This is a genomic window from Glutamicibacter protophormiae (assembly GCF_014647495.1).
Taxonomy (GTDB): Bacteria; Actinomycetota; Actinomycetes; order Actinomycetales; family Micrococcaceae; genus Glutamicibacter; species Glutamicibacter protophormiae.
The window spans coordinates 226,269-246,650 of sequence record NZ_BMPH01000005.1 but is presented as its reverse complement, the minus strand read 5'-3'; the positions used below and the strand labels follow the sequence as shown (position 1 = coordinate 246,650).

Below are 20,382 nucleotides of genomic sequence, written 5' to 3'. Positions count from 1 at the left end.
TCTCGATACATCAAGTGTTACCGATGTGGTGATACAGAACTGTTACCCATGTATCGAGACATCACACATGTGCTTTTATTCATCGTTAGTGAAGCAACTATCCCTGTTACTTCTAATCTCCTAGGGTATAAATGACACCATATGCAGGCAGGATGAAAGGTAGCCGGCGTACATAGTGACTTGTTCCAAGCTGATGGGGATCACTCGGAAGACTCAAGAGCACAGTGGAGGTAGTACAAATGCCAGGACGTATCGCACGAACCAAGACCGCGGAACGCGTGAGCGAAATCCTCGGTTCTCGCGAGGGGCGCCGTCACCTAGCAAACCACGGCTGGGTACAGGGAATGCCGATCGTCATGGCTGTTCCCACGGAACCGATCAACGACGTCATGGGCCTGATCTCCATGCACGGTCGCCCGGCACTAGTAGCCATGCTTGATAACCAGCTCGACGTGCTGAAATTCTTGTATATTTCCACCCCCAACTCCGCCCTGTGCGCAGTTGAGGTCGAGAGAGACTCGACTCAGATCCAAGACCTTTTCGACCGTGCCGAAAAGAACGGATTAGTCACCTTCCGAGCTAAATATTGGGACGCTAGCTCAGTGACCCACCCGGTTCCTGTGTTCGGCCCGTCCAGCGAGAGCATAACTTACGCCCATCGCTTCGGCGCGTAGCCTCGACCTGAGCGGTAAAGCAGCATGCGGCAGCTATGAGCACCCAAGGCATCAAGGCCAGTTATCGGTCATGCCTACAGTAACGGCCGGGCCGTTCTAGAAATCTCGGCCACTCGCTCTGTTTCCCCGTGATCCGCAAAGCAGTCCGGCAGCAAAGTTTCATTGGAACCGACCCAGAAGGGCCAACTCTCTCGGCCGTGCTTTAGCCCGCGTACCATCCTTGACCCCTGTTTGGCGGCAACCTCCGAATACCTTTCGTTGCCGTGCATTGCTGCCATTCTTGCTGGGCAGTCCAAGGATTCCCACCCAATGCCATGAGATGCACCGGGTTGGGCAACCGTTGCACCTCAGCAACCCGTTGAGCCCAGAACGCGTCGCCACGGTGCCCGACCCCACTTCTCAATGCATAAATCAGGGCTTGGACACGGACTCGAAGGGCTTCTAAAGCAATGGTGAGCCCGATGCACGGATAGCCCGTACGCAAAGATGGATGCCCTTATGAGGGGTGCTGGTTATAAGTTCCCAGAATATTCGCCAGGTCTCCAACTTGTCGCCCCTACCCGCCGGTGACGGGGCCAGGGCAAGGGGTACAGATTTGCCTACCGTCACCCCAAGTACCTGCAGGCCGGTATCGATTGAGGGAATGAGTAAGCATAGCCCCTGCCTTCCTGCATTTCCCGAGGAAGACAGAAGCAGCAATTACCTAGGATGCCCTCGTGCAGCCCAGGTATTGCTTCTCATGCTTGGGAACCAGGCATCGAATCCTGATCCCGTGCCGGCGCAGAGTCCTTGCACTCCTCCGCTTCCGTGGAGCAAACTTCGTCCCCCTCGAACTCCTCAGTGCTGTGTTCATGCATCGACTTACGAAGCCCCTCGACCTCGTAGGCCCTGCCTGCCCAATATGCGGGGTCTAAACCGAAACCATTTTCCGCATCCTCAGCCATCCTCTTGAAACCATCACGGTGGTCTTCCAATGCGTTATTGAGGTCTTCGAACTCGTCGTGGCTGACACTGACATTAAGATGCTTCCGAGGCATTCGAATCACCCTAACTTGTTTGAGAGGCTAACTACTTTCACAATGCTTCCAACTTACGCCCCCGCGCTGTGCGCGCCACCAGCCACAAGGTTTTCATCAGGAACTGAATACAAAACCCTCAGCTCTCGTCTGGGAATACTCTGGTACACAAGCTACAGAAATTCTCCCCGAGACCATGCCAAGCAAAACACTAGGGATTGAGCCAGCGAACGCGGCCATTAGGCCCGAGGAATCCTATGCGTTATCCGGCTGGATAGAAGGAATAGCGCCTTCTGCTAGCCCGGACGATTGAGTACCTTTTGGGGCGGGGGGTTCTGTCGGGCGATCAGCGATCTCGACACTGCGGATCATAGCTTCCAGAAATTTGGCCGCGGCAATGCGCTCGTGTTCAGATAGCATGTTCACGGCGTCCATCATGCGCTCATGCATCTCATGCAGGGTTCCGCGCACCTCGGTGTCACTATATTGGGTCGGAATAATGCCAACGGACCGACGATCAGAAGGATGCACAATACGTTCCGCGTACCCACCCCTACATAACCTGTCGATCAGCACAGAGATTGACGCGTGTGAAATCCCTAGCTCCGCGGCGAAATCGCGTTGCCGGGGAATCACCCCTTTGCGATGCTCGGCGAGCAGGAAGCGCAATGCGGACATATCGGTCTCATTCATCCCCATTGAGTTGCGGGCTTGGGCCCTCATCTTTCCTTCTGCTTCGCGGAATCTGCGCATAAGATTCAACAGGTCCACAGCTCCTGGAACTGAGGTTCCCTTGTCGTACCAATACCCACTTGCCCTATAACTGCTCATGAGAACTCCTCCCGCTGGAGACAAACACGAGGCTCGTGATTCCCGGCTTCCCTTCGCCCTCTCGAATGAGGCTCAGCTTGCCTACCAGAAAAAATATAATGTAACCTAGCTAATAGTTAGCTTATCTACATATATTCTACTACGAAACAGCTACACAACCGGAGTGAAAGATGAAAGAGTCCTTAGCAGTTCCTGTAGAAACAGCCACGCACCAGGCGAAAGCGTGGAGGGCAAGGATGCAGAAAATCGCATCTTTTGGATCCCAGCAATGCCAGCGCAAAGACTCGGTGCATTCAGCAATTTGCACTATCACGGGATCTCCAGATGAGCTGGTCGTCAATGTGGCCTGCACTGCGAAAAGCGAAGAGCACGTTTCCGAGCTGATGCAGTACGTCAATGATGCTCTCCTGCCGCAGATGGAGAAGTTCCTTGGCATCCAATTCGAGGTGCGGAACTTGCAATTTGCCGTCGCTGGCCACGAAAGCTTGGCCGCAGCCCCCTCGCCGCTTGATGAGGTTGCACACCCGACAAATTGGCTGGATCATCCCTTCTCCACCCCCACGCTAACCCCCACTAGCGGCTTAGAAATCGCAACTGGCGAGTCCCCGACGGATTTAAGCATGGCCTAAAACCCAGAACAGTCCGTCGTCCGACCAGAAGCGGCGGCACAAGGGAGGACCAGCCCCGAAGCTTAGTTAGCAAAGTTTTCCTATCACTACGTCATTATTTTCGTGAGCAGTGCAAGAAAGGGAAGTATCTTCAATGCCAGGTCGAATCGCCAGAACCAAGACGGCAGTCAGAGTCGCCGATTTTCTCGCCACCCGTGAGGGTAGAGCCCATCTATCAAACTATGGATGGGCTCCCGGAATGCCGATCGTCATGACCCAACCAGCCGAATCACTCACTGATGCGATGGGGATGGTTTCAATCCATGGACGCGCAGCACTGGTGGCAATGCTCGATTCGCAGACGGACGAGTTGCAGATGTTGCATGTCACCACCCCGCAACCTGCCCTCAAGATAGCGAAAGTATCCGCAGATGGACGCACCATGGGAGATTTTTTCGAAGACCTTTCATCCACGGGCATCACGGAATTCCGCGTTAAATTCTGGAAACACACGGCTGTCGCCCACCGCATCCCGTCCTGCACAATAATGCAATCTCAGAACACCCCAGTTGCACGCTATCCTCTATCAACCTACCAACGTTGATCGACACCAGCCTGCGCAGTCAATAGCAGGTAATCACCTCATTAACCCGTTCTGGCTCATGACCTGTCCAGCCAACGGTCTCGTTCATACCTTTAGTGAGCCAGAACCGGGTTATGCGCGGCTGAATTAGCGCACCGTTGCCGCATGCCGCTCTGTCCCGGGCTTGTGCGGACAAGATGAAGGCGGGTTCATCGACCCGGCCAGGCACCACCGATTGAGTCAATTTTTATGAATTCTTCGACCAGTTCGGTGGCGCCCGGCACAAGGTGCCATCCGACAGCCACCGGCGGAGCAAGTGGTGTTCAGTCCATCCGTTGGCGCCGCGGGCGAGCGGCAAGCTGCTCCCGCAACCCGTCATTTTCGGCTTCCAGTTCCAAGATAATGCCAATACCAGCCAAATTCACGCCCCGCTCGATAAGGTCAGAAATTTGCCTCAGCCGGGCTAGATCATCCGCACGGTACCTGCGAGTACCGCCGCTGGTCCGCGCGGGGGTGATCAAACCACGCAGCTCGTAAAGCCTGACGGTTTGCACGCTTACCCCCACACTCTGCGCGGCGGTAGCAATGGAATGCGTTTTGATGGCAACTTCTGGTTGTGCTTCTGGTTGTGCAGAATTTTTTGTCATTTTTTACCTTGAGTAGCTTGCATCTTCTCGGATCTCCATGCTATAAAATCTACATCGTTAGGTATAGATCTAACGGAAAGTGAATTGCACCATCATAGAGTGTCACACCAGAAAGGAATGAGTTCAGATGATGCAGACCGAGGTACTTCGCGATTTTGACCGCTTGGTACAGCGTGCTTTCAACACCCAGCTCAGCTCCGAGCCCGTCCACCGGATGCCGATGGAGGCATGGCGGGACGAGACCGGCTTCCATGCTGAGTTTGATCTTCCAGGGATCGAAGCCGACAAGATCGACATGGCCGTGGAAAAGAACATCCTGACCATTCGGGCGGAACGCGCCAAGCCCGAAGGCCGCCAGCATGTTACCGGTTCGGAGAGGCTGTGGGGCCACTTCACCCGTGAGCTGGTGCTCGGGGAGCATCTGGATACCGAGAGCATCCAAGCCTCGTATGCCGATGGTGTGCTGAGATTGGATATCGCCGTGGCCGAAAGTGCCAAACCACGCCGGATTCAGGTGGCTGTCAACCGCGGCGGGAAAGACCCCAAGGAATTAACGAGCTAGTCACAGGTGCCCCCACGGGGCATGCGCGGAGATGATGTGTCATGTCTGCCCTCATTGATCCGGTGTTCCAACCGTTGGTCATTGATGACGAGTTGCTTCTGGCCATATACGAGCTCGAGTTATCCACGGCACCACGTCAGGACCAGCCGCCGCGAGCGCGTCTACGCACCGCGCTCGACGGTGTTCCGCGGCCCAGTCAGCGGTGTCCGGAAGGACAGAACGATAGCCGAGTAAGTGAAGGGTCGGTACGCAGCCTCGAACCTGCAAGGGTTTACTCCCGCTCGCCTCCGATAAACCGTGAGCCTTGATGGAGAACCTCAACAGAGTGGCTAACCGGGTGCGCCCGAACCGAAGACCGGGCGCACCCTCGGAAAGGATCTACTGAAGAAAGAAATTCCACGCAGCAGTTGATGGGGTGCGTCCGAACCGAAGATCGGATGCACCCCTGAGGGATCGGCAGAAGGGAGTTGGTACCATGCGTAAGTCATTGCTGAGCATTCAATTGGATGATGAGCAGGTCGATGAGCTCGTTGCTGCGCTCTGTGCGTACCGGGATCACTTCATTGAACTCATTGAGCTAAACGCTGAAGTAGTGGGCCCGCACGCCCGTGAGAACGATAAACAATGGCAGAGCAAGGTCCACCAGGTGCAAGAAATGATCGATCAGATTAATGAGTCGCTGTATGGGGCACCCGGTCGGGGCCCCCGCGGGTAACTGCCGCGATGCTTCCCCGTTCTCCGTCGTTTAACAAGGCGTTCGCTGCTTTCTCTCTATAGACCGTCACTGCTGGCTATCGCCTCTTGGCCAATAGAGAAGTGGAAAGCGGGAAGGTCGAGGACGAGCTCTCCAAAACATTGAAACTAGGCTCTCGGTGCAGGCCCAGCCGCGAATCAAGTGAGATTTCCCATCGCTCATGGGAGACGTCGTACTGCCATTGCTCACCTTGTAGAGCGCACGCGCCCGCTCTTTGGAAGTCGTGCCCCCATGTTCGAAAGCTGTGAATTATAGTTCGTTCGCGCTACGGAGGATATTGGCGTTCTACGATGCAAAGTGCTTCAGATATCGGAGTAGTCGAAGGCTCGGCACTGGCGTTTTAGGGCAATGCGAGGTTACTGGGTCTCATCGACTCCGTCTAACCAAGAGGAAGAACGATGCTTCACCAAGAATTGCGTTCGCATACGGCTAAGGAACTTAGGAATCTTTTAACTTCATCGCATGCCCAGGCTCATTTACGGCGAAATGGCTGGGGTCCGGGAATGCCTGTAGTCATTGCTGCCCCATATGAAACGCTTGACACCGTCATGGGTCTAGTTTCCATCTATGATTCCGCGGTTCTCATTGGATGCTACGACCCGTATTTCGATGAACTGACGCTATGGCATGTTTCTGGCACGGGCACCGGGGATCACAACGCACGAGAAGGACAGTGCGTGGACCTTAAGCGGAATGAAGCTTTCACGTTCCGCGAGATGTGCCAGAAGGCCATGCATTGCTCCTCAGTGCGTTTTTCGCCTAAGGGCTGGGACCACGCGGTACGCATTCGGGAAATACCGTTGTTTGCACGCAGTGATCGTTTGACATGCAGCGAAGGAAAAGCTCTCCAGTTTGCCTAAAAGAGCTCCCTCTGATGCCAAAGGCATCATGCTTCAGGTGCTGCTTAGGCCGGCTGGTCGTTTGCTGGTATTCCAACGCACACATTGTTCGCTTGCGGCTTCAAGGCAACACCAATCCTCGAACGAAATGTGCTAGCTAGAGCTACAGCATCGATGCTGCGGCATGAAAGAGATCGGCCACAAGAGGTTCACCCAGCTACCCACTATCCCATGCGATGAGACCTACCACCTGCCTACTGGTGCGCACCGCCAATGGGAGCCGAGAGCGTGGGAGGAAGATGCCTGTGAGCCTCAACTGGATGGGCTGCTACGCGCAGAAGCTCCGAAGCGCCACATCGCCAGACCAGTTTCCCAACGGTCCTATCACACCAGTTCCAGGTAGTCGCCGTGACGTGCTTCGAGCTCTCGATGCCATCATTCAGGGCTTCGATTCCTTTTCTTTTCTGCCTATTTTTCGCATCACGTCGAGTCATTTCACAACGCACTCAGGCCGGCTGCCTGCACGCTCTCGGACTCCACGGTATTCATAATGCTCGGATGCAGCGGGTTCTCCTTTGAAGCATGAAATCCCGCCGAATCTGGAAAAGGTTGAATGACGGACTGTTCCGCCGCATCCTCCCATGCCGACCTCTGCCCCTTGCCCTCCCTATACGGCAAGGCAAACCGGCGCCGCGTCCCCGCCCATTGGCTGACAGAGACGCGGCGCCGGAATTCTTCGTAGCTACTACGCCAGCGTGAAGCGCAACGGCACCTTGCCCCAGCCGCGCAGCACGTTGTTGTGAGAGTACTCCACCGGACCGGCCAGCTCCACCGTGGCCACGCGCCGCAGCATGACTTCCAGCAGGCAGGCGGACTGCAGTCGGGCGGCATGCTGTCCCACGCACTGGTGCATGCCCATGCCGAAGGCCAGGTGGCCCGACGGGTCCCGGTTCAGGTCGAACTTCGTCGGGTTCTCCCAGCGTCGCGGATCATGGTTGGCGGACTGGAAGGACAGCAGCACGCGGCTGCCCTTCGGGATGATGAAGCCCTCGATCTCCACGTCGGTGGAGGCCACGCGGAAGATCTGCTGCACCGGCGAGACCACGCGCAGCGACTCGCCGAAGGCCACGCGGGCCAAGCCCGGGTTGGCTTTCAGCGCTTCGTACTGCTCGGGATTGGTGGCCAGTGCGTGCATCAGCCCGGAGATGCCGTACACCGTGGTGTCCATGCCCGCTGAAAGCAGCGATCGGGTGAGCAGCGGGGCATGCTCGTGCAGGATGTCGCCGCGGTCGGCGGCGGCCCAGATGTCCGCGCCGAAGCATTCGGGGGCCAGCGCGTCGCGCTGGCACTTCCCGGTGGCCCATTCGTTCAGCTCCTTGGCCTGGCCTGCGCCCTTCTCGAACAGCTCGTTGCGCGGGCCCAGGCTGTTGAAGATGTGGTCCGCATACGGCACCAGCTTTTCGCGTCCGGCAGGGTCGATGCCGGAGGCGTCCGGGAAGAAGTTCACCGGGAACACCGCGCCGATCTGCTGCACGCCGTCCACCAGCACCTCGCCGCCGGAGGGGACCCCGTCCAGCAGTTCGTCGAAGAGCGCTTCGGCGCGCACCATGCAGTTGTCCTTCATGGAGCGCAGCACACGGGCGGAGAGGATTTCCTGCAGCACCTCGCGCGGGGTGTCGTGCTCCGGCGGATCCATCTGCAGCAGGCCGCGGGCACGGTTCGGCGGCAGCAGCCCGACGCCCTCGCCACTGGTCAGTTCCTGCCAGTTGGAGACGGCTTGGGACATGTGTTCGTAGCGGCCGATGGCGTAGGCGCCGTACTTGCTCGGGTAGGCCACCGGGCCTGCCTCGCGCAGGGCCTCTTGGAAGGGCAGCGGGTTCTCCAGCGATTCCGGGGAGAACGGGTCTTGATCCAGCACCGGGATCTTGCCGCCGGCCACCGGGCACTTGGTCATTGCAGTCATGAGGGTGTTCTCCTAGAGGTCAAGGACCAGGCGGTCTGAAATTGCGCGGGATACGCAAACGAACATCCGGTCGTTCTTGGCGCGTTCGGCGTCGTTGAGCAGGGAATCGCGGTGCTCCGGGGTGCCGCGCAGCACGCCGACCTCGCAGGTGCCGCAGACGCCCTCGTTGCAGGAGGAAAGCACCGGCACGCCGGCGTCATTCAGCGCGCCGAGCACTGTCTGCTGCGTGCCGACGGTGACGACCTTGTTGGAAATCGCCAGCTCCAGCTCGAATGGTTCGGTGCGCACCGGCTCCGGCAGCTGCGCCGGGACGAAGCGCTCGAAGCGCACGGTGCCCGCAGGCCAGGCCTCGGCCGCGCCGGCCACCGCGTTCAACAGCGGCTCCGGGCCGCAGCAGTACACGCGGCCATGCTCCGCCGGTTCGGCCAGGAAGGTGAGGTTCAGGTGCCCCATTTCATCCTGCGGCCAGATGGTCACCTTGTCGCCGTAGGCTTCCAGCTCTGGCAGGAAGGCCATGGAAGCGCGGGAGCGTCCGCCGTAGTGCAGGTGCCAGTCGATGCCCAGCTGCTCCGCCGCGGCGATCATGGTCATGATCGGGGTGATGCCGATGCCGCCGGCAATGAATTCGTAGCGCTTGGCCTGGGCCAGGGAGAAGTTGTTGCGCGGGGTGCCCACGGTGAGCATCTGGCCTTCTACCAGCTCGTCGTGGATGTAGTGCGAACCGCCCTTGGAATTGGGCTCGCGCAGCACCGCCACCTCATAGGAGGAGGCCTCCCAGCGGTCGCCGCACAGCGAGTAATGCCGCGAGAGGGCGCTCTGCGTGTCGGTGGGCAGCACCACAGTTCGATATGCGCGCCGGGGGTCCAGTCCGGAACCCGGAAGCCGTGACGCCTGCCGGCACCGTGGCTTCGCGGGCAGCACGCTGGCGCTTGAGCTCGTTGCGGGCCAGGGCGTTCTTGTGCACCTCGTCCGGTCCGTCGGCAAAGCGCAGGGTGTGCGAGTAGGCGAAGCCCTCGGCCAGGAAGAAGTCCTGGGACAGTCCGCCGGCGCCATAGGTCTGGATGGCATTGTCGAAGATCCACTCCACGGCCGCCGGGATGGCGATCTTGATGGTCTGGATCTCGGTGTGGGCTCCCTTGTCGCCCACGGTGTCCATCAGCCAAGCGGTCTTCAGCACCATCAGGCGCAGCATCTCCCCGCGCCATCAAGCGTCCCTCCGTGGTGCAGGACTATGTGGGTCCGACCCGCTTCTTCCTCTCCGAGGGAGCCGGGTTCGTCTCCGGGCAGACCCTGGTGGTCGACGGCGGTTCCATCCGCCGCTGATGCACCGCGCCGCGGGCGGCGGGTGCCGAGGATTCCTCGGCGCCCGCCGCCCGCCGTTAACGCCTCATATGAGTGTGATATGACCGTGATAGCTATCGGGGCATCACTGTTAGCGTCCCGCTCATGGCAAAGTCAATAGCATGGCCCTTGATGAACCACAGCGAACAAATACGTCGGAGCAATCCGCTCCCGCGCCGGCAGGCAACGACGCCTCGCCGAAACCTTCCGTCATGACCCGGATCGGCGGCTTCCTGCCGGGTATCATCCTCTGCCTGGCCATGGGCGGCGTCGCCCTGGCCGCGGCACGGCTGCTGCCGGGCATGAGCCCGCTGCTGATCACGATCCTGCTCGGCGCCCTGTGGCGCAACCTGGCGCCCGTCCCGGCGGTCTTCGGCCCCGGCGTGGCGTTCTCCGCGAAGAAGTTGCTGCGCACCGGCATCGTGCTGCTGGGCTTCCAGCTCTCGCTCGGCGCGATCCTGGCCCTGGGCCCGGGTGTGCTGGCCATCGTGGTGCTCTGCGTAGGCGTCACCTTCCTGGCCACCGTGTGGATCGGCGGACGCCTGGGCATCGAGCTGCCGCAGCGCCTGCTGATCGCCGCTGGGTTCTCCATCTGCGGCGCGGCCGCCGTGGCCGGCGCCGAAGGCGCCACCCGCGCCAAGCAGGACCAGGTGGCGACCGCCATCGGCCTGGTGGTGCTCTTCGGCACCCTGATGATCCCGCTGGCCCCTGCGCTGGGCGCGCTGCTGGGCCTGAGCGAGACGAACATCGGCGTGCTGATCGGCGCCTCGACCCACGAGGTGGCCCAGGTGGTCGCCGCCGGCGGCGCCGTGGGTGCCACCGCACTCAGCGTCGCGGTCACCGTGAAGCTGGCCCGCGTGGTCATGCTCGCCCCGATCATGGCCGGGCTGTCGCTCTACATGAGCCGCAAGCACAACGTCGAGGGTGGCAAGAAGCCGCCGCTGATTCCGCTGTTCGTGGCGCTGTTCCTGGTCGCCATGCTGACCCGCACCACTGGACTGCTGCCCGAATCGTTCCTGCAGCTAGCCTCCACCGCCCAGACCATCCTGCTGGCCGCCGCCATGTTCGCCCTGGGCCTGGGCGTGCACCTGAAATCCATCGTGAAGTCCGGCGGGCGCTCGCTGCTGCTGGGGCTGCTGTCCACGCTGATCATCCTGGTTATCGCCGTGGCCGGCGCACTGCTCTACAGCCCGATGCCGTAGGCCAGCTGCCTCACGACGGGGGAGAATCCGCGAATTCCGGCGGCCAGCAGATCTCGTCGCGTTCAAGCAGCAGCTCCTCGCCCGACAGCGTGGTCTGCTCCGGGGACCAGTCGCGGCCGATGGCCGCCTGGGTGCGTGTCCAGAATTCCCGATGCACCCGGCGCCAGTACTCCAGCGACAGGTCGCCTTCGCCTTCGGCGGCGGCGAAGTCGGCGGGCACGTCGAAGAAGCTGGAGCGCTGCACCGAGACCACCCGCTGGATGATCCGGGGCTCTCCCCTGCCGTCGCAGACGATCCAGTGGTCCCCTTCGCGGGGCTCACGTTCCCCGTAGTGGGCGTACTCGTTCGCCAGCGAGGATGTCGCACGCTTGGAGCCGTGCATGACCTCGTGCAGCAGCTCATCGGCCAGCGCGGCGTTGTCCCCGTAGCATTCGACTACATGGTGCGGCGCGGCGCCGGGCTCAATGGAAGACGCGGCGAGGTACTCGCGCCACATGGCTTCGGCGGCTTCCAGGTTCAGTTCGGGCAAATCGCTCATACGCAGATCCTACTTGCGGCGCCCCATGTTGAATTCCTTGCGGAAGTCCGGCTGTGACGGCATGGTGAATCGGGCTTTCTGGTTGTCCCGGTCTATGAGCACGCGCACCTTAAGCACCGCGTCTCCAGTGCAGGACAACGATATGCGGCCGAATCCCCTACCGGATTGCTCGCAGTTCTTGCTTGCATCCGCCCAGCTGATCTCGGCGCGTTCGAATTCAAGCTCCAGCACGTACTGTTGCTCCGGGTTGCTTGGAATGACCGTGAACTCATAGATAGGAAGAACCCTTCCGCTGACCCGCTGCATGGAAATCTGCACTGGTTCAGCTGACTCCTCATCATCCGGTACTTCTGGTTCTTCCGATGGGTCGGATGTCGGCTCGTCGGTAGGCTCCGCCGACGGTATCTCAGTGGGTTCAGGAGAGGGTTCCGAAGTCGGCTCCACCGTGGTCTCCACAGTCGGTTCTACCGTCGGTTCCACAGTCGGCTCCACAGTCGGTTCTACCGTCGGTTCCACAGTCGGCTCCACAGTCGGTTCTACCGTCGGCTCCACAGTCGGCTCAACCGTCGGATCAGAAGTCGGTTCCGAAGCCGGCTCAACCGTCGAATCAGAAGTCGGTTCTACCGTGGGCTCAACCGTCGGTTCCAAAGTCGGCTCCACAGTCGGCTCCACCGTGGGCTCCACAGTCGGTTCTACCGTGGGCTCAACCGTCGATTCCAAAGTCGGCTCCACCGTGGGCTCCACAGTCGGTTCTACCGAGGGCTCAACCGTCGATTCCAAAGTCGGCTCCACCGTGGGCTCCACAGTCGGTTCTACCGAGGGCTCCACCGTCGATTCCAAAGTCGGCTCCACCGTGGGCTCCACAGTCGGTTCTACCGAGGGCTCCACCGTCGATTCCAAAGTCGGCTCCACCGTGGGCTCCACAGTCGGTTCTACCGAGGGCTCCACCGTCGGTTCCGAAGTCGGCTCCACCGTGGGCTCCACCGTCGGCTCCGAAGTCGGCTCCGAAGTCGGCTCCACCGTGGGCTCCACAGTCGGTTCTACCGAGGGCTCCACAGTCGGTTCTACCGTGGGCTCAACCGTAGGTTCCACAGTGGGCGCGGAGGAAGGTTCAGTCGTCCAATCACCCACAGGCTGTGTTCCATCGGTTGTTGGCTGGGCGCTCGGTAACAGCATAGTAAAGGGTGCAGCTGTTGATACCGCTTCCGATGGCACATTCAAGGGCGCTGCAACGAGCAAGGGGACTTCCCTATGCTCGTTGTCCAACACAAATTCGGAAAAAGACGGACCATCTCCAAACGCGTTCCGGGCATGACCCCCGCTGGGTGCAGTGAATGCTTGAGCACTCGGGATCGGACTTTGCGCCACGTCGTTAGCGGCCGGTGTAGCGTCTCGATCGGTATCGGAGACCCTGAGTGGTAGAAACCCGGCGGCCGATGCGGCGACTGCGACCGTTGCCAATCCGGCTCCAACGCTCACTCCAATAGCAGCGATACCGCCCCCGGTAATACCCGTTCCCAAACCCGTCGCTGCTGTCGCAGAGACCGCCGGCGTGGCTCCTGATCCAGCTGAAAGGGCAGCAACTGACCCTGCGGAAACGACAGTTCCGGACGATACGCCACCAGCAGCAGAAAGTCCTAAGGCAGTCGTCCCTCCAACGATCAACGGAAGAACGTACGCCCGCAGCTTTATTCCGATCTGGCTCAATTCACCGTAAACTGCAGAACAGTCTCTACAGCCAGCAAGGTGCGCCTCGACGGCACGGTGATCACGGTTGCTGGCGTTTCCTCGGATTATTGCCGGAAGGAGCTTTCGTACTTCCACACAGCCGGGAGCCAGCTCAACCTGCTGGTTAAGATGTGCGGCTAAATAGGCCTCGCGCAAACCTTCACGTGCACGCCCCGCAAGAGCGGAGACGGCGTTGGGTGTGAGCCCCAAGAGCGGCGCGATGTCCCTGGGACGCATGTCTTCGACTTCCATATGCCAAAGAACTGCCCGCCAACGTTCAGGCAATGATTTGAAGGCGCTTATTACAAAAGTTGCTTCAGCACGCTGCAGCACCTCATCGGCATACCGATCCCCCGGCTCAAACTCGCGAACATCGTCGGTCACCACGTGTTTGGATGCCACTGTGTTCCGGGCAAAAGCCTCGCGGGAAACGACGGTGAGAAGATAAGCACGGAAGAACTCATCAGGTCCTACGCCACGGCGAAGGCACTCGAAGACCCTGAGGAATGACTCTGAAACAACGTCTTCGGCCTCGGTAGGCGTATCGGTATGACGGTATGCAACAGCCAAAGCCAACTGTTTATGGCGTCGGTACAGCTGTGCTTCCGACTCCCGATTTCCATTTCGAACACCAAGAATCAAGTCTGCATCGCTGACCTCGCCGAAGCGTTTGCCTGAATCGATCGTCATTGCGCCCCATTCGCCTCGTTTAACTCAATGCGACTTGCCGTCTGCTGGATTCCCTTCCGCGAACTTGGCTACCCTGCTTATCCCCAAACAAGTAGCGAAACCCAGCTTTGATGACTATACCGAGAAACCGACAAACGTACGAAACGTCCGTTTGAAAAGCGATTCGGTATTCAACATGAGCTACATAGAAATATGGCACCTCCGCCGGCCGTACGCATTGCATCCCCCATGTATCAATGCAAGTCGTTCGGCCGCCGCGGCGCTTCTAACCCTTGCGAGTGGTTCGTGTAGGCGATGAAACGAGAACTGCTTGTTCAACCGCCTGTATTGGTTAAGAGTGCGACCGATCGAATTCATGACGCGATTACGCAAAATTTCTAGAAAGATTTTTCTGGACGAAACGCAAAGAGCGCCGGATGAGCAGTCCCCACGAATGGTTTCTGCGCATCCGGCGCTCGATCAGCCGTTAGCCGTGATTAGCTGTGGCGACCACGGCTGCGGCGAGTGATCAGCACACCCGCTGCGGCCAGCAACAGACCGGCAATCAGGACAGCCAGCGCAGTGAAGCCCGTGCTTGCCAGATTGTCCTTTCCTTCGGCAGTTGGATCTTCAGAAGCATTCGGCTCCTGTGGATCCTCCGCCGAACCACTCGAATCGCCAGAGCCAGATGGCTCAGACGGAAGCGGCTCAGTCGGCTCAGACGGAAGCGGTGGCTCGATCGGAGTCCATGGCAACGGCTTCTGGAAACCGAAGTCCAAGGTTGGATCACGGTCCCCGTCCTTAGTTAGGCCCTCCGACTTAGCTTCCCAAGTCGACGAATCTTTATCACGATCGCCACGGTTCTCCGGAGTCGGCACGTAATCCTTCAGCGCGTCCTTCGAAGCTTCCTTATCGATCTTGACGGTGTACGACTCGCCATCCTTCAGAACCGGAAGGTTCTCGAAGGTGTACTTGCCGTTTTCATCGGTAGTGATTGGGCCGACAGGGTTGCCGTTCACATCAGTGACAGGCTCGCCATCCGGACCGACGATGATCAGCACGACACCCTTGATACCGTTTTCATCGTCATCCTGAATGCCATCCGCATCCTCGTCGAACCATACGTAGTCGCCCACGGAAACCTTCGGCTTCACGAAGCCGAAGTCCAGAGTGTCGTCGCGCTGGTTGTTCTCGGTCAGTTCTTCAGAATTGGCTTCCCAAGTTGAAGAGTCTTCGCTGCGGTCTCCCTCGTTTTCAAGGGTCGGAATGTACGGAGCCAGCGGCTCCTGCGAAGCCTCACGATGGATCTTGACGGTGTACGACTCGCCGTCCTTCAGAACCGGAAGGTTCTCGAAGGTGTACTTACCGTTTTCATCGGTAGCAACAGGGCCAACCTGTTCACCATAGATATCGGTGACTGGCTTGCCGTCCGGACCAACAATGGTCAGAACGACATCCTTGATGCCGGGCTCGCCGTAATCCTGCTTGCCATCCCGATTGGCATCAACCCAGACGTAGTCGCCAACCGAAACCTTCGGAACAATGAAGCCGAAGTCCAGGGTGAGATCTTCGTCCTTATCCTTGGTCAGGCCCTCGGTCGTAGCTTCCCACACCGACGAGTCATTCTCGCGGTTGTCATCGGTCACGATCGTTGGCACGCATGGAGCCAGAGGTTTCTTGGATGCTTCTCGATCGATCTTGACGGTGTACGACTCGTCATCCTTGAGGACCGGCAGGTTCTCGAAGATATACTTGCCGTTCTCATCGGTCGTCACCGGGCCAACAGGGTTGCCGAAGACATCGGTCACGGGCTTGCCATCCGGACCCACAATGACCAGAACGACATCCTTGATGCCCTTCTCGCCCTCGTTCTGGATACCGTCGCGGTTCTCGTCGACCCACACGTAGTCGCCCACGGTGACCTTTGGCAGCACGAAACCGAAGTCCAAAGTGAGGTCTTCGTTTCCGTCCTTGGTCAGGCCCTCGGACTTAGCTTCCCAAGTCGAGGAATCCTGATCACGGTCGCCATCGGTTTCGATGGTTGGGATGTACGGAGCCAGTGCTTCCTTCGAGGCGTCCTGGTCGATAGTGACCGCGTACGACTCGTTTTCGCCCAGAACCGGGAGGTTCTGGAACAGGTACTTGCCGTGCTCATCGGTGGTCACCGGGCCAACCGGATTGCCGAAGACATCGATCACAGGATTGCCATCCGGACCGGCAATGGTCAGAACAACATCCTCGAGGCCCTTCTCGTCAGCATCCTGGATACCGTCACGGTCCTCGTCAACCCAGACGTAGTCACCCAGAGCCGGATCAAGCAACCATCAATGCCGAAGTATCAAACGAAGTACCGTTGAAGTTGCAGAATACGGCAATCACAATCGCAACGTACGAGTCATTGCCGGGCCCTTCACCCTGCTTTGGTGACGGGTGGCTATGGCAGCTTTGGGCGAGGGCCTGTGGCTTGAAGTCTTGTTGTGCCCGTCCCCGTTGACACACTGATACCCCGGACTCAACATTTCGATTCCGGGGCACCAGCCATTATAAACTTTTGGGTCAAGACTCGATGAAGAAATATCCGCCGTTTAGGCCATCCACGATGACCCGGTAGTTTCTTCCCTGGATCCGGACGTCCAGAATCCAGTTGGGTTTCCAGACTTTTTCTACGGAAGCAGTTTCCTTCACGCCGCCTTTCCACGCGAGACGGGCCTTTCTCAGCGCAGCCGTGGACAAGAGTGCCTTCGCACGCTGGCGTGCTGTTTCAAACGAAATACTATTCCAGCTTGGGTCGGAGACCGCTTCCACGTCGTCGACTTCAAGGACTGGATCGCTCTCCCAGCGATCGCTGATAAACGCCTTGCCGGAATAGTAGTCCACCAAGGCGCGGGCAGTTTCCCCACGACCTGCGAGCGCAGGTACGTGGAACTCAAACCCGGCGAAGGGGTGACGTCTCAGGCTGGCCGAAACAACCTCAAGGTCCGGTGCCTTGGCCTGAAGAACTTTCGCAGCGTGCTCAGCGTCGACAATGGTCTTCAGCAGAATTTCATTCATGACGCCCAGCCATTTCAGCCTGCCCTGCAAGCAGCTGGTCCTGACCCAGCAGAAGCTTCGCCGGGATAGGGCCGACCTTGGCGGTCTCGTCCAGGGCGCGGACAATACGCTCCGGAACTGGATGGGATTTTTGCGATGCCAACGAGCCGATGATCATGGCTGCGGTCGATGCAACGATACCCGTCACCATCGGGTCGATGCCCGTAGTGTCCGGCAGACCGGAAACCTGCCAGAAGACGGAAACCAAGGTACCGGCAATCATCGACGAAATCGCGCCAACAGTATTGGCCTTCTTCCACCAGACCGCGCAAACATAGGACGGCACAAACGCGCTGCCAAGAACGGTGGTGGAGAAGATCACGACGGCGGCAACAGCTGGCGGATCGAAAGCTGCAATTCCGTAGCCCACCAAGGCCAAGGCCAACACCGTAATGCGGGAAACCCACACCATCTGGCCATCGCTCATCTTCTTGTTGATGAACCTGGCGTAGATATCCTGGCTGGCAATAGTTCCAGCCTGCAGGAGGAGCGCGTCCGCGGTAGACATGATCGCTGCCATGATCGCGGCCATCACGATGCCCACGGCAAAGGTCGGCAGTACTGCATCTGCCACCGCAAAAATCGCGGTTTCCGGGTTCGCCAGATTAGGCAGCAGGATCAATGCGAACATGCCCACCAGATACGGCCCCGGGATGAACAGCAGGTTGAAGATCACCGAGTAGACACCGGCAGTTCGGGCTACCGAGGGCTTCTTCATCGCCATGTGGCTGACGACTACGTGCGGCCACCCCATGTAGCCGATGGAGAACACGAGCAGTGCGCCGAGAATGACACCCCACTGGCCCTCGAAACCGAGATCGGCTCCCCACATGGTAAGCATGTTCGGGTTGATTTCACCGATGGCATTGTTTCCTGCGGTAAAGCCGCCGATGGCGATCAGGGTCGCAATGAGGATCCAAACCATGCCGATCACCATGATAATTGCCTGCACGAAGTCGGTGTAAGCCACAGCCAGGTATCCGCCCATGAAGGTGTACAGCACGATGACGCCGATGGCGATGGCCAGGGCCACCGGGAAGGAAACGCCGGAGACCATCTCAAGTCCTCGCCCGCCGGCGATGAACTGAGCCAGCACGTAGAAGAACATGCAGAACAGCGCCACTGGTGCCGCGATGAGGCGGATCCACTTTGACGGGTAGCGGTGCTCCAGGTATTCGATCGAGGTGATGGAACCCAGGATCTGCGAGAGCTTGCGCATCCTTCGGCCCAGAACGGACAGGTTCAGGATGCCACCACCAAGGTCGCCCAAGGCGTACCACATGCCGAAGTAGCCTTGGGTGTAGCCGAGCGATCCGGCACCCATGAACATGTAGCCGGACATCGAGGAGCTCTGCAGGCGCAATGCGGTCACTCCGGGCCCGAGGCTGCGGCCTCCCAGGAGGAATCCTTCAGAATCCGCATTGCCTCGCTTCATTGCCCAGAACCCGATCCCTGCCATGGCGAGGAAGTAGATGATCAGGAAAACAATTTCAATGCTCACAGTTCATCCTTCGCATCTTCTCGTTTCCAACCACGGCTCAACCACATGAATCCGGCTGTATATAGGACCCATGCGGCAGGAACCGCAAGGATCACAAAGGTCGTGAATGCTGGTAACCCGAACATGACGACGTACCTCCTTGTACATCAAACACTCTGTATCATGTGAAGCAGATCACTGATGAATCTAGTGATAGCAAGCTTTCCATAGAGCAGGAGGTCCCGCACAGTGGCAATCCGTGAGGATTTTTCGGCTTTCCATACAGTCTGTCCGGAAAGCTCCATGCTTACCGTTGAACAGCTGCTTCGTATGCCTTCCGTGCTTGTTGGTAGGCCACAGGTTTTTGCGACACCGGATGAACTTCTGCGCACCATTGGATGGGCCCACATTCTGGAAAACTTCGAAGCAGCTGAATTCCTTCGTGGCAATGAGCTAGTCCTGACCACTGCGATTGGTTGGGACGAAGATCCGGACTTCGAACGCTACGCGGCGAGCATGGCGCAGCTGAACGTAGCGGCACTGGTTCTGGAACTCAGCGAACGTTTGCCCGCTGTTCCCCAAGGATTGGTGGACGCCTGCAATAATTTCGCGCTTCCCTTGATCGTGATGCACAGGCCAGTCGCCTTCGTCGAAATTACCGAGGCGATCCACCAATGGCTTTTCGCCCAGCAAACCCAAAGGGTCAAAGCCGGTCGTGAAATTACCGAGCACTTCACGAAAAGCATGCATCAAGGCACTCCCACGGACGCCATTCTCATGGATTGCGCACGCATGCTATCCAGTACCGTGCTCCTTGAGGATTCCGGTTACAACATCCAGAACTATGCTTCCGTGGACATCCTGCCCAGGAATTACTTTGAGCAGTGGCAGCATCGTTCACGGGCATCCCACAATTCTGGCAACTCGGACAGGCATGCCGTTCCCATCCGAATGCACGGAAAGCTTTTCGGTTCGCTCATCTGCCCGAAGGAGGCTGCGCACCCAGCCGGTGTCGAACACGTACTGACCATGGCCGCCACCGCCATTGGAGCAGACCTCCTGCGGCGTCCTGAATCCCGGCTGTGGAGCTTGGGCACCGGCAGAGGGCTCCTCGAAGACCTGCAAAGCGGAATGGAAAGCAATCTGGAGTTCGTGCACGGGCAGTTGGAAGCTGCCGGTCTTCCGATTGAGGATTCAGTCCTTCACGGATTCGCCATTCGGCTGGCCGGAGGCAGCGATTTCCAGCTTGCAGCAAACGAACTCGAGTCAGAACTTCGGCCACTGGCCAACTGCCTGATCGGAGTAATCCGAGCACCTCATCCCAAGCTCTTTGGCATATTTTCCTACCGGCATGATGTTCGAGGTTCATTCGATCTCGCGCAACTACGCAAGATACGTTCAGCGGCCTGCTTCGACGGTGCACTTTACCTGGGTCCAGCCGCACGAGGACTCGCCCAAGGGCAGAATTCCATGAATCAAGCTGTCGCGGCTTGCGATCTAGGGCTGAATAGCCGTGATGAACTCGTTCATGCGGCGGAATACCCATTAGCTCTGCTCGCCCACGAGCTTCGTCATGAGCCCACCCTGCAGCGCCTTCCTCAGGAACAGCTTTCCGGAATCCTCGCTTTGGATACCAGGCACCGGATCGAATTTCTCCGTGTGCTCGAGGCATATCTGGCTTCTCCGACCAACAGGTCCCAAGCTGCGTCCTTGAGCCACCTGTCGCGCTCGGTGTTTTACCAGCGGTTGACTGCACTGGAACAACTTCTGGAGGCAGACCTCAACGACGCACGTACGCTGACGATCCTGACCTTGAGCCTGCTGGTTTACCGTCAAAGCCATCAAGAAGCTTCGTAG

18 protein-coding genes are annotated in these 20,382 nt (G+C 58.8%); 7 read left to right on the top strand and 11 right to left on the bottom strand.

Annotation, left to right across the window (positions count from 1 at the left end; all coding sequences use genetic code 11):
• Nucleotides 1–278: 278 nt before the first annotated feature.
• Nucleotides 279–674 carry a hypothetical protein gene (locus IEY43_RS08480; RefSeq protein ID WP_229777328.1) on the top strand — a complete coding sequence of 132 codons (396 nt, stop codon included), beginning with the start codon at nt 279–281 and terminating at the stop codon, nt 672–674.
• A 737-nt stretch (nt 675–1,411) separates the two neighbouring features.
• Here IEY43_RS08480 and IEY43_RS08475 read toward each other — a convergent pair.
• Nucleotides 1,412–1,711 carry a BAR domain-containing protein gene (locus IEY43_RS08475; protein ID WP_188948149.1) on the bottom strand — a complete coding sequence of 100 codons (300 nt, stop codon included), beginning with the start codon at nt 1,709–1,711 and terminating at the stop codon, nt 1,412–1,414.
• Between the two features lie 234 nt (nt 1,712–1,945).
• Nucleotides 1,946–2,521 carry a MarR family winged helix-turn-helix transcriptional regulator gene (locus IEY43_RS08470; protein ID WP_188948148.1) on the bottom strand — a complete coding sequence of 192 codons (576 nt, stop codon included), beginning with the start codon at nt 2,519–2,521 and terminating at the stop codon, nt 1,946–1,948.
• 236 nt (nt 2,522–2,757) lie between these two features.
• Here IEY43_RS08470 and IEY43_RS08465 point away from each other — a divergent pair, with 236 nt between their 5' ends.
• Both IEY43_RS08465 and IEY43_RS08460 read left to right on the top strand, forming a co-directional pair.
• The gene (locus IEY43_RS08465) at nt 2,758–3,150 is read left to right on the top strand and encodes a hypothetical protein (RefSeq protein ID WP_188948147.1); all 393 of its coding nucleotides are present in this window, start codon (nt 2,758–2,760) and stop codon (nt 3,148–3,150) included.
• 238 nt (nt 3,151–3,388) lie between these two features.
• Complete coding sequence (locus IEY43_RS08460) at nt 3,389–3,733, top strand: hypothetical protein (RefSeq protein ID WP_229777327.1); 345 nt, start codon at nt 3,389–3,391, stop codon at nt 3,731–3,733.
• A gap of 302 nt (nt 3,734–4,035) precedes the next feature.
• Here IEY43_RS08460 and IEY43_RS08455 read toward each other — a convergent pair whose 3' ends face one another.
• A complete protein-coding gene (locus IEY43_RS08455; protein WP_188948145.1) occupies nt 4,036–4,359 on the bottom strand; it encodes a MerR family transcriptional regulator in 324 nt (107 codons plus the stop codon).
• Between the two features lie 127 nt (nt 4,360–4,486).
• Between IEY43_RS08455 and IEY43_RS08450 the strand changes: the two genes are divergently transcribed.
• Together IEY43_RS08450 and IEY43_RS08445 are read left to right on the top strand one after the other, a co-directional pair.
• Nucleotides 4,487–4,921 (top strand): Hsp20/alpha crystallin family protein, encoded by a 435-nt coding sequence (locus tag IEY43_RS08450; protein ID WP_188948144.1) that lies wholly within the window; start codon nt 4,487–4,489, stop codon nt 4,919–4,921.
• A 475-nt stretch (nt 4,922–5,396) separates the two neighbouring features.
• Nucleotides 5,397–5,636: a hypothetical protein gene (locus IEY43_RS08445; RefSeq protein WP_188948143.1), complete on the top strand. Its 240-nt coding sequence runs from the start codon at nt 5,397–5,399 to the stop codon at nt 5,634–5,636.
• Nucleotides 5,637–7,259: 1,623 nt separating this feature from the next.
• Here the strand turns inward: IEY43_RS08445 and IEY43_RS08440 are convergent.
• The 3 genes from IEY43_RS08440 to IEY43_RS18160 are packed head-to-tail and all read right to left on the bottom strand — an operon-like array spanning nt 7,260 to nt 9,669.
• A complete protein-coding gene (locus IEY43_RS08440; RefSeq protein ID WP_209550343.1) occupies nt 7,260–8,477 on the bottom strand; it encodes a cytochrome P450 in 1,218 nt (405 codons plus the stop codon).
• A gap of 12 nt (nt 8,478–8,489) precedes the next feature.
• Entirely contained in the window at nt 8,490–9,314 is an 825-nt protein-coding gene (locus tag IEY43_RS08435) for a PDR/VanB family oxidoreductase (protein ID WP_209550344.1), read from the bottom strand.
• Nucleotides 9,235–9,669 (bottom strand): acyl-CoA dehydrogenase family protein, encoded by a 435-nt coding sequence (locus IEY43_RS18160; protein WP_209550345.1) that lies wholly within the window; start codon nt 9,667–9,669, stop codon nt 9,235–9,237. Before IEY43_RS18160 ends, IEY43_RS08435 begins: the two co-directional genes overlap by 80 nt.
• Nucleotides 9,670–9,940: 271 nt before the next feature.
• On the opposite strand from IEY43_RS18160, the gene IEY43_RS08425 reads away from it, so the two are divergent.
• On the top strand, nt 9,941–11,020 hold the full coding sequence (locus IEY43_RS08425) for a YeiH family protein (RefSeq protein ID WP_229777325.1): 1,080 nt from the start codon (nt 9,941–9,943) through the stop codon (nt 11,018–11,020).
• A 10-nt stretch (nt 11,021–11,030) separates the two neighbouring features.
• Here IEY43_RS08425 and IEY43_RS08420 read toward each other — a convergent pair whose 3' ends face one another.
• From IEY43_RS08420 to IEY43_RS08400, 5 genes are all read right to left on the bottom strand, one after another.
• Nucleotides 11,031–11,558, bottom strand: a complete 528-nt coding sequence (locus tag IEY43_RS08420; protein ID WP_188948142.1) for an ASCH domain-containing protein — start codon at nt 11,556–11,558, stop codon at nt 11,031–11,033.
• 9 nt (nt 11,559–11,567) lie between these two features.
• Nucleotides 11,568–13,976 (bottom strand): sigma-70 family RNA polymerase sigma factor, encoded by a 2,409-nt coding sequence (locus IEY43_RS08415; protein WP_188948141.1) that lies wholly within the window; start codon nt 13,974–13,976, stop codon nt 11,568–11,570.
• A gap of 476 nt (nt 13,977–14,452) precedes the next feature.
• Nucleotides 14,453–16,276, bottom strand: a complete 1,824-nt coding sequence (locus tag IEY43_RS08410) for an SdrD B-like domain-containing protein (protein WP_188948140.1) — start codon at nt 16,274–16,276, stop codon at nt 14,453–14,455.
• Between the two features lie 235 nt (nt 16,277–16,511).
• Nucleotides 16,512–17,006, bottom strand: a complete 495-nt coding sequence (locus IEY43_RS08405) for a hypothetical protein (protein WP_188948139.1) — start codon at nt 17,004–17,006, stop codon at nt 16,512–16,514.
• Entirely contained in the window at nt 16,999–18,546 is a 1,548-nt protein-coding gene (locus IEY43_RS08400) for a sodium/proline symporter (RefSeq protein ID WP_188948138.1), read from the bottom strand. Before IEY43_RS08400 ends, IEY43_RS08405 begins: the two co-directional genes overlap by 8 nt.
• 228 nt (nt 18,547–18,774) lie before the next feature.
• On the opposite strand from IEY43_RS08400, the gene IEY43_RS08395 reads away from it, so the two are divergent.
• Nucleotides 18,775–20,382: a PucR family transcriptional regulator gene (locus IEY43_RS08395; RefSeq protein ID WP_188948137.1), complete on the top strand. Its 1,608-nt coding sequence runs from the start codon at nt 18,775–18,777 to the stop codon at nt 20,380–20,382.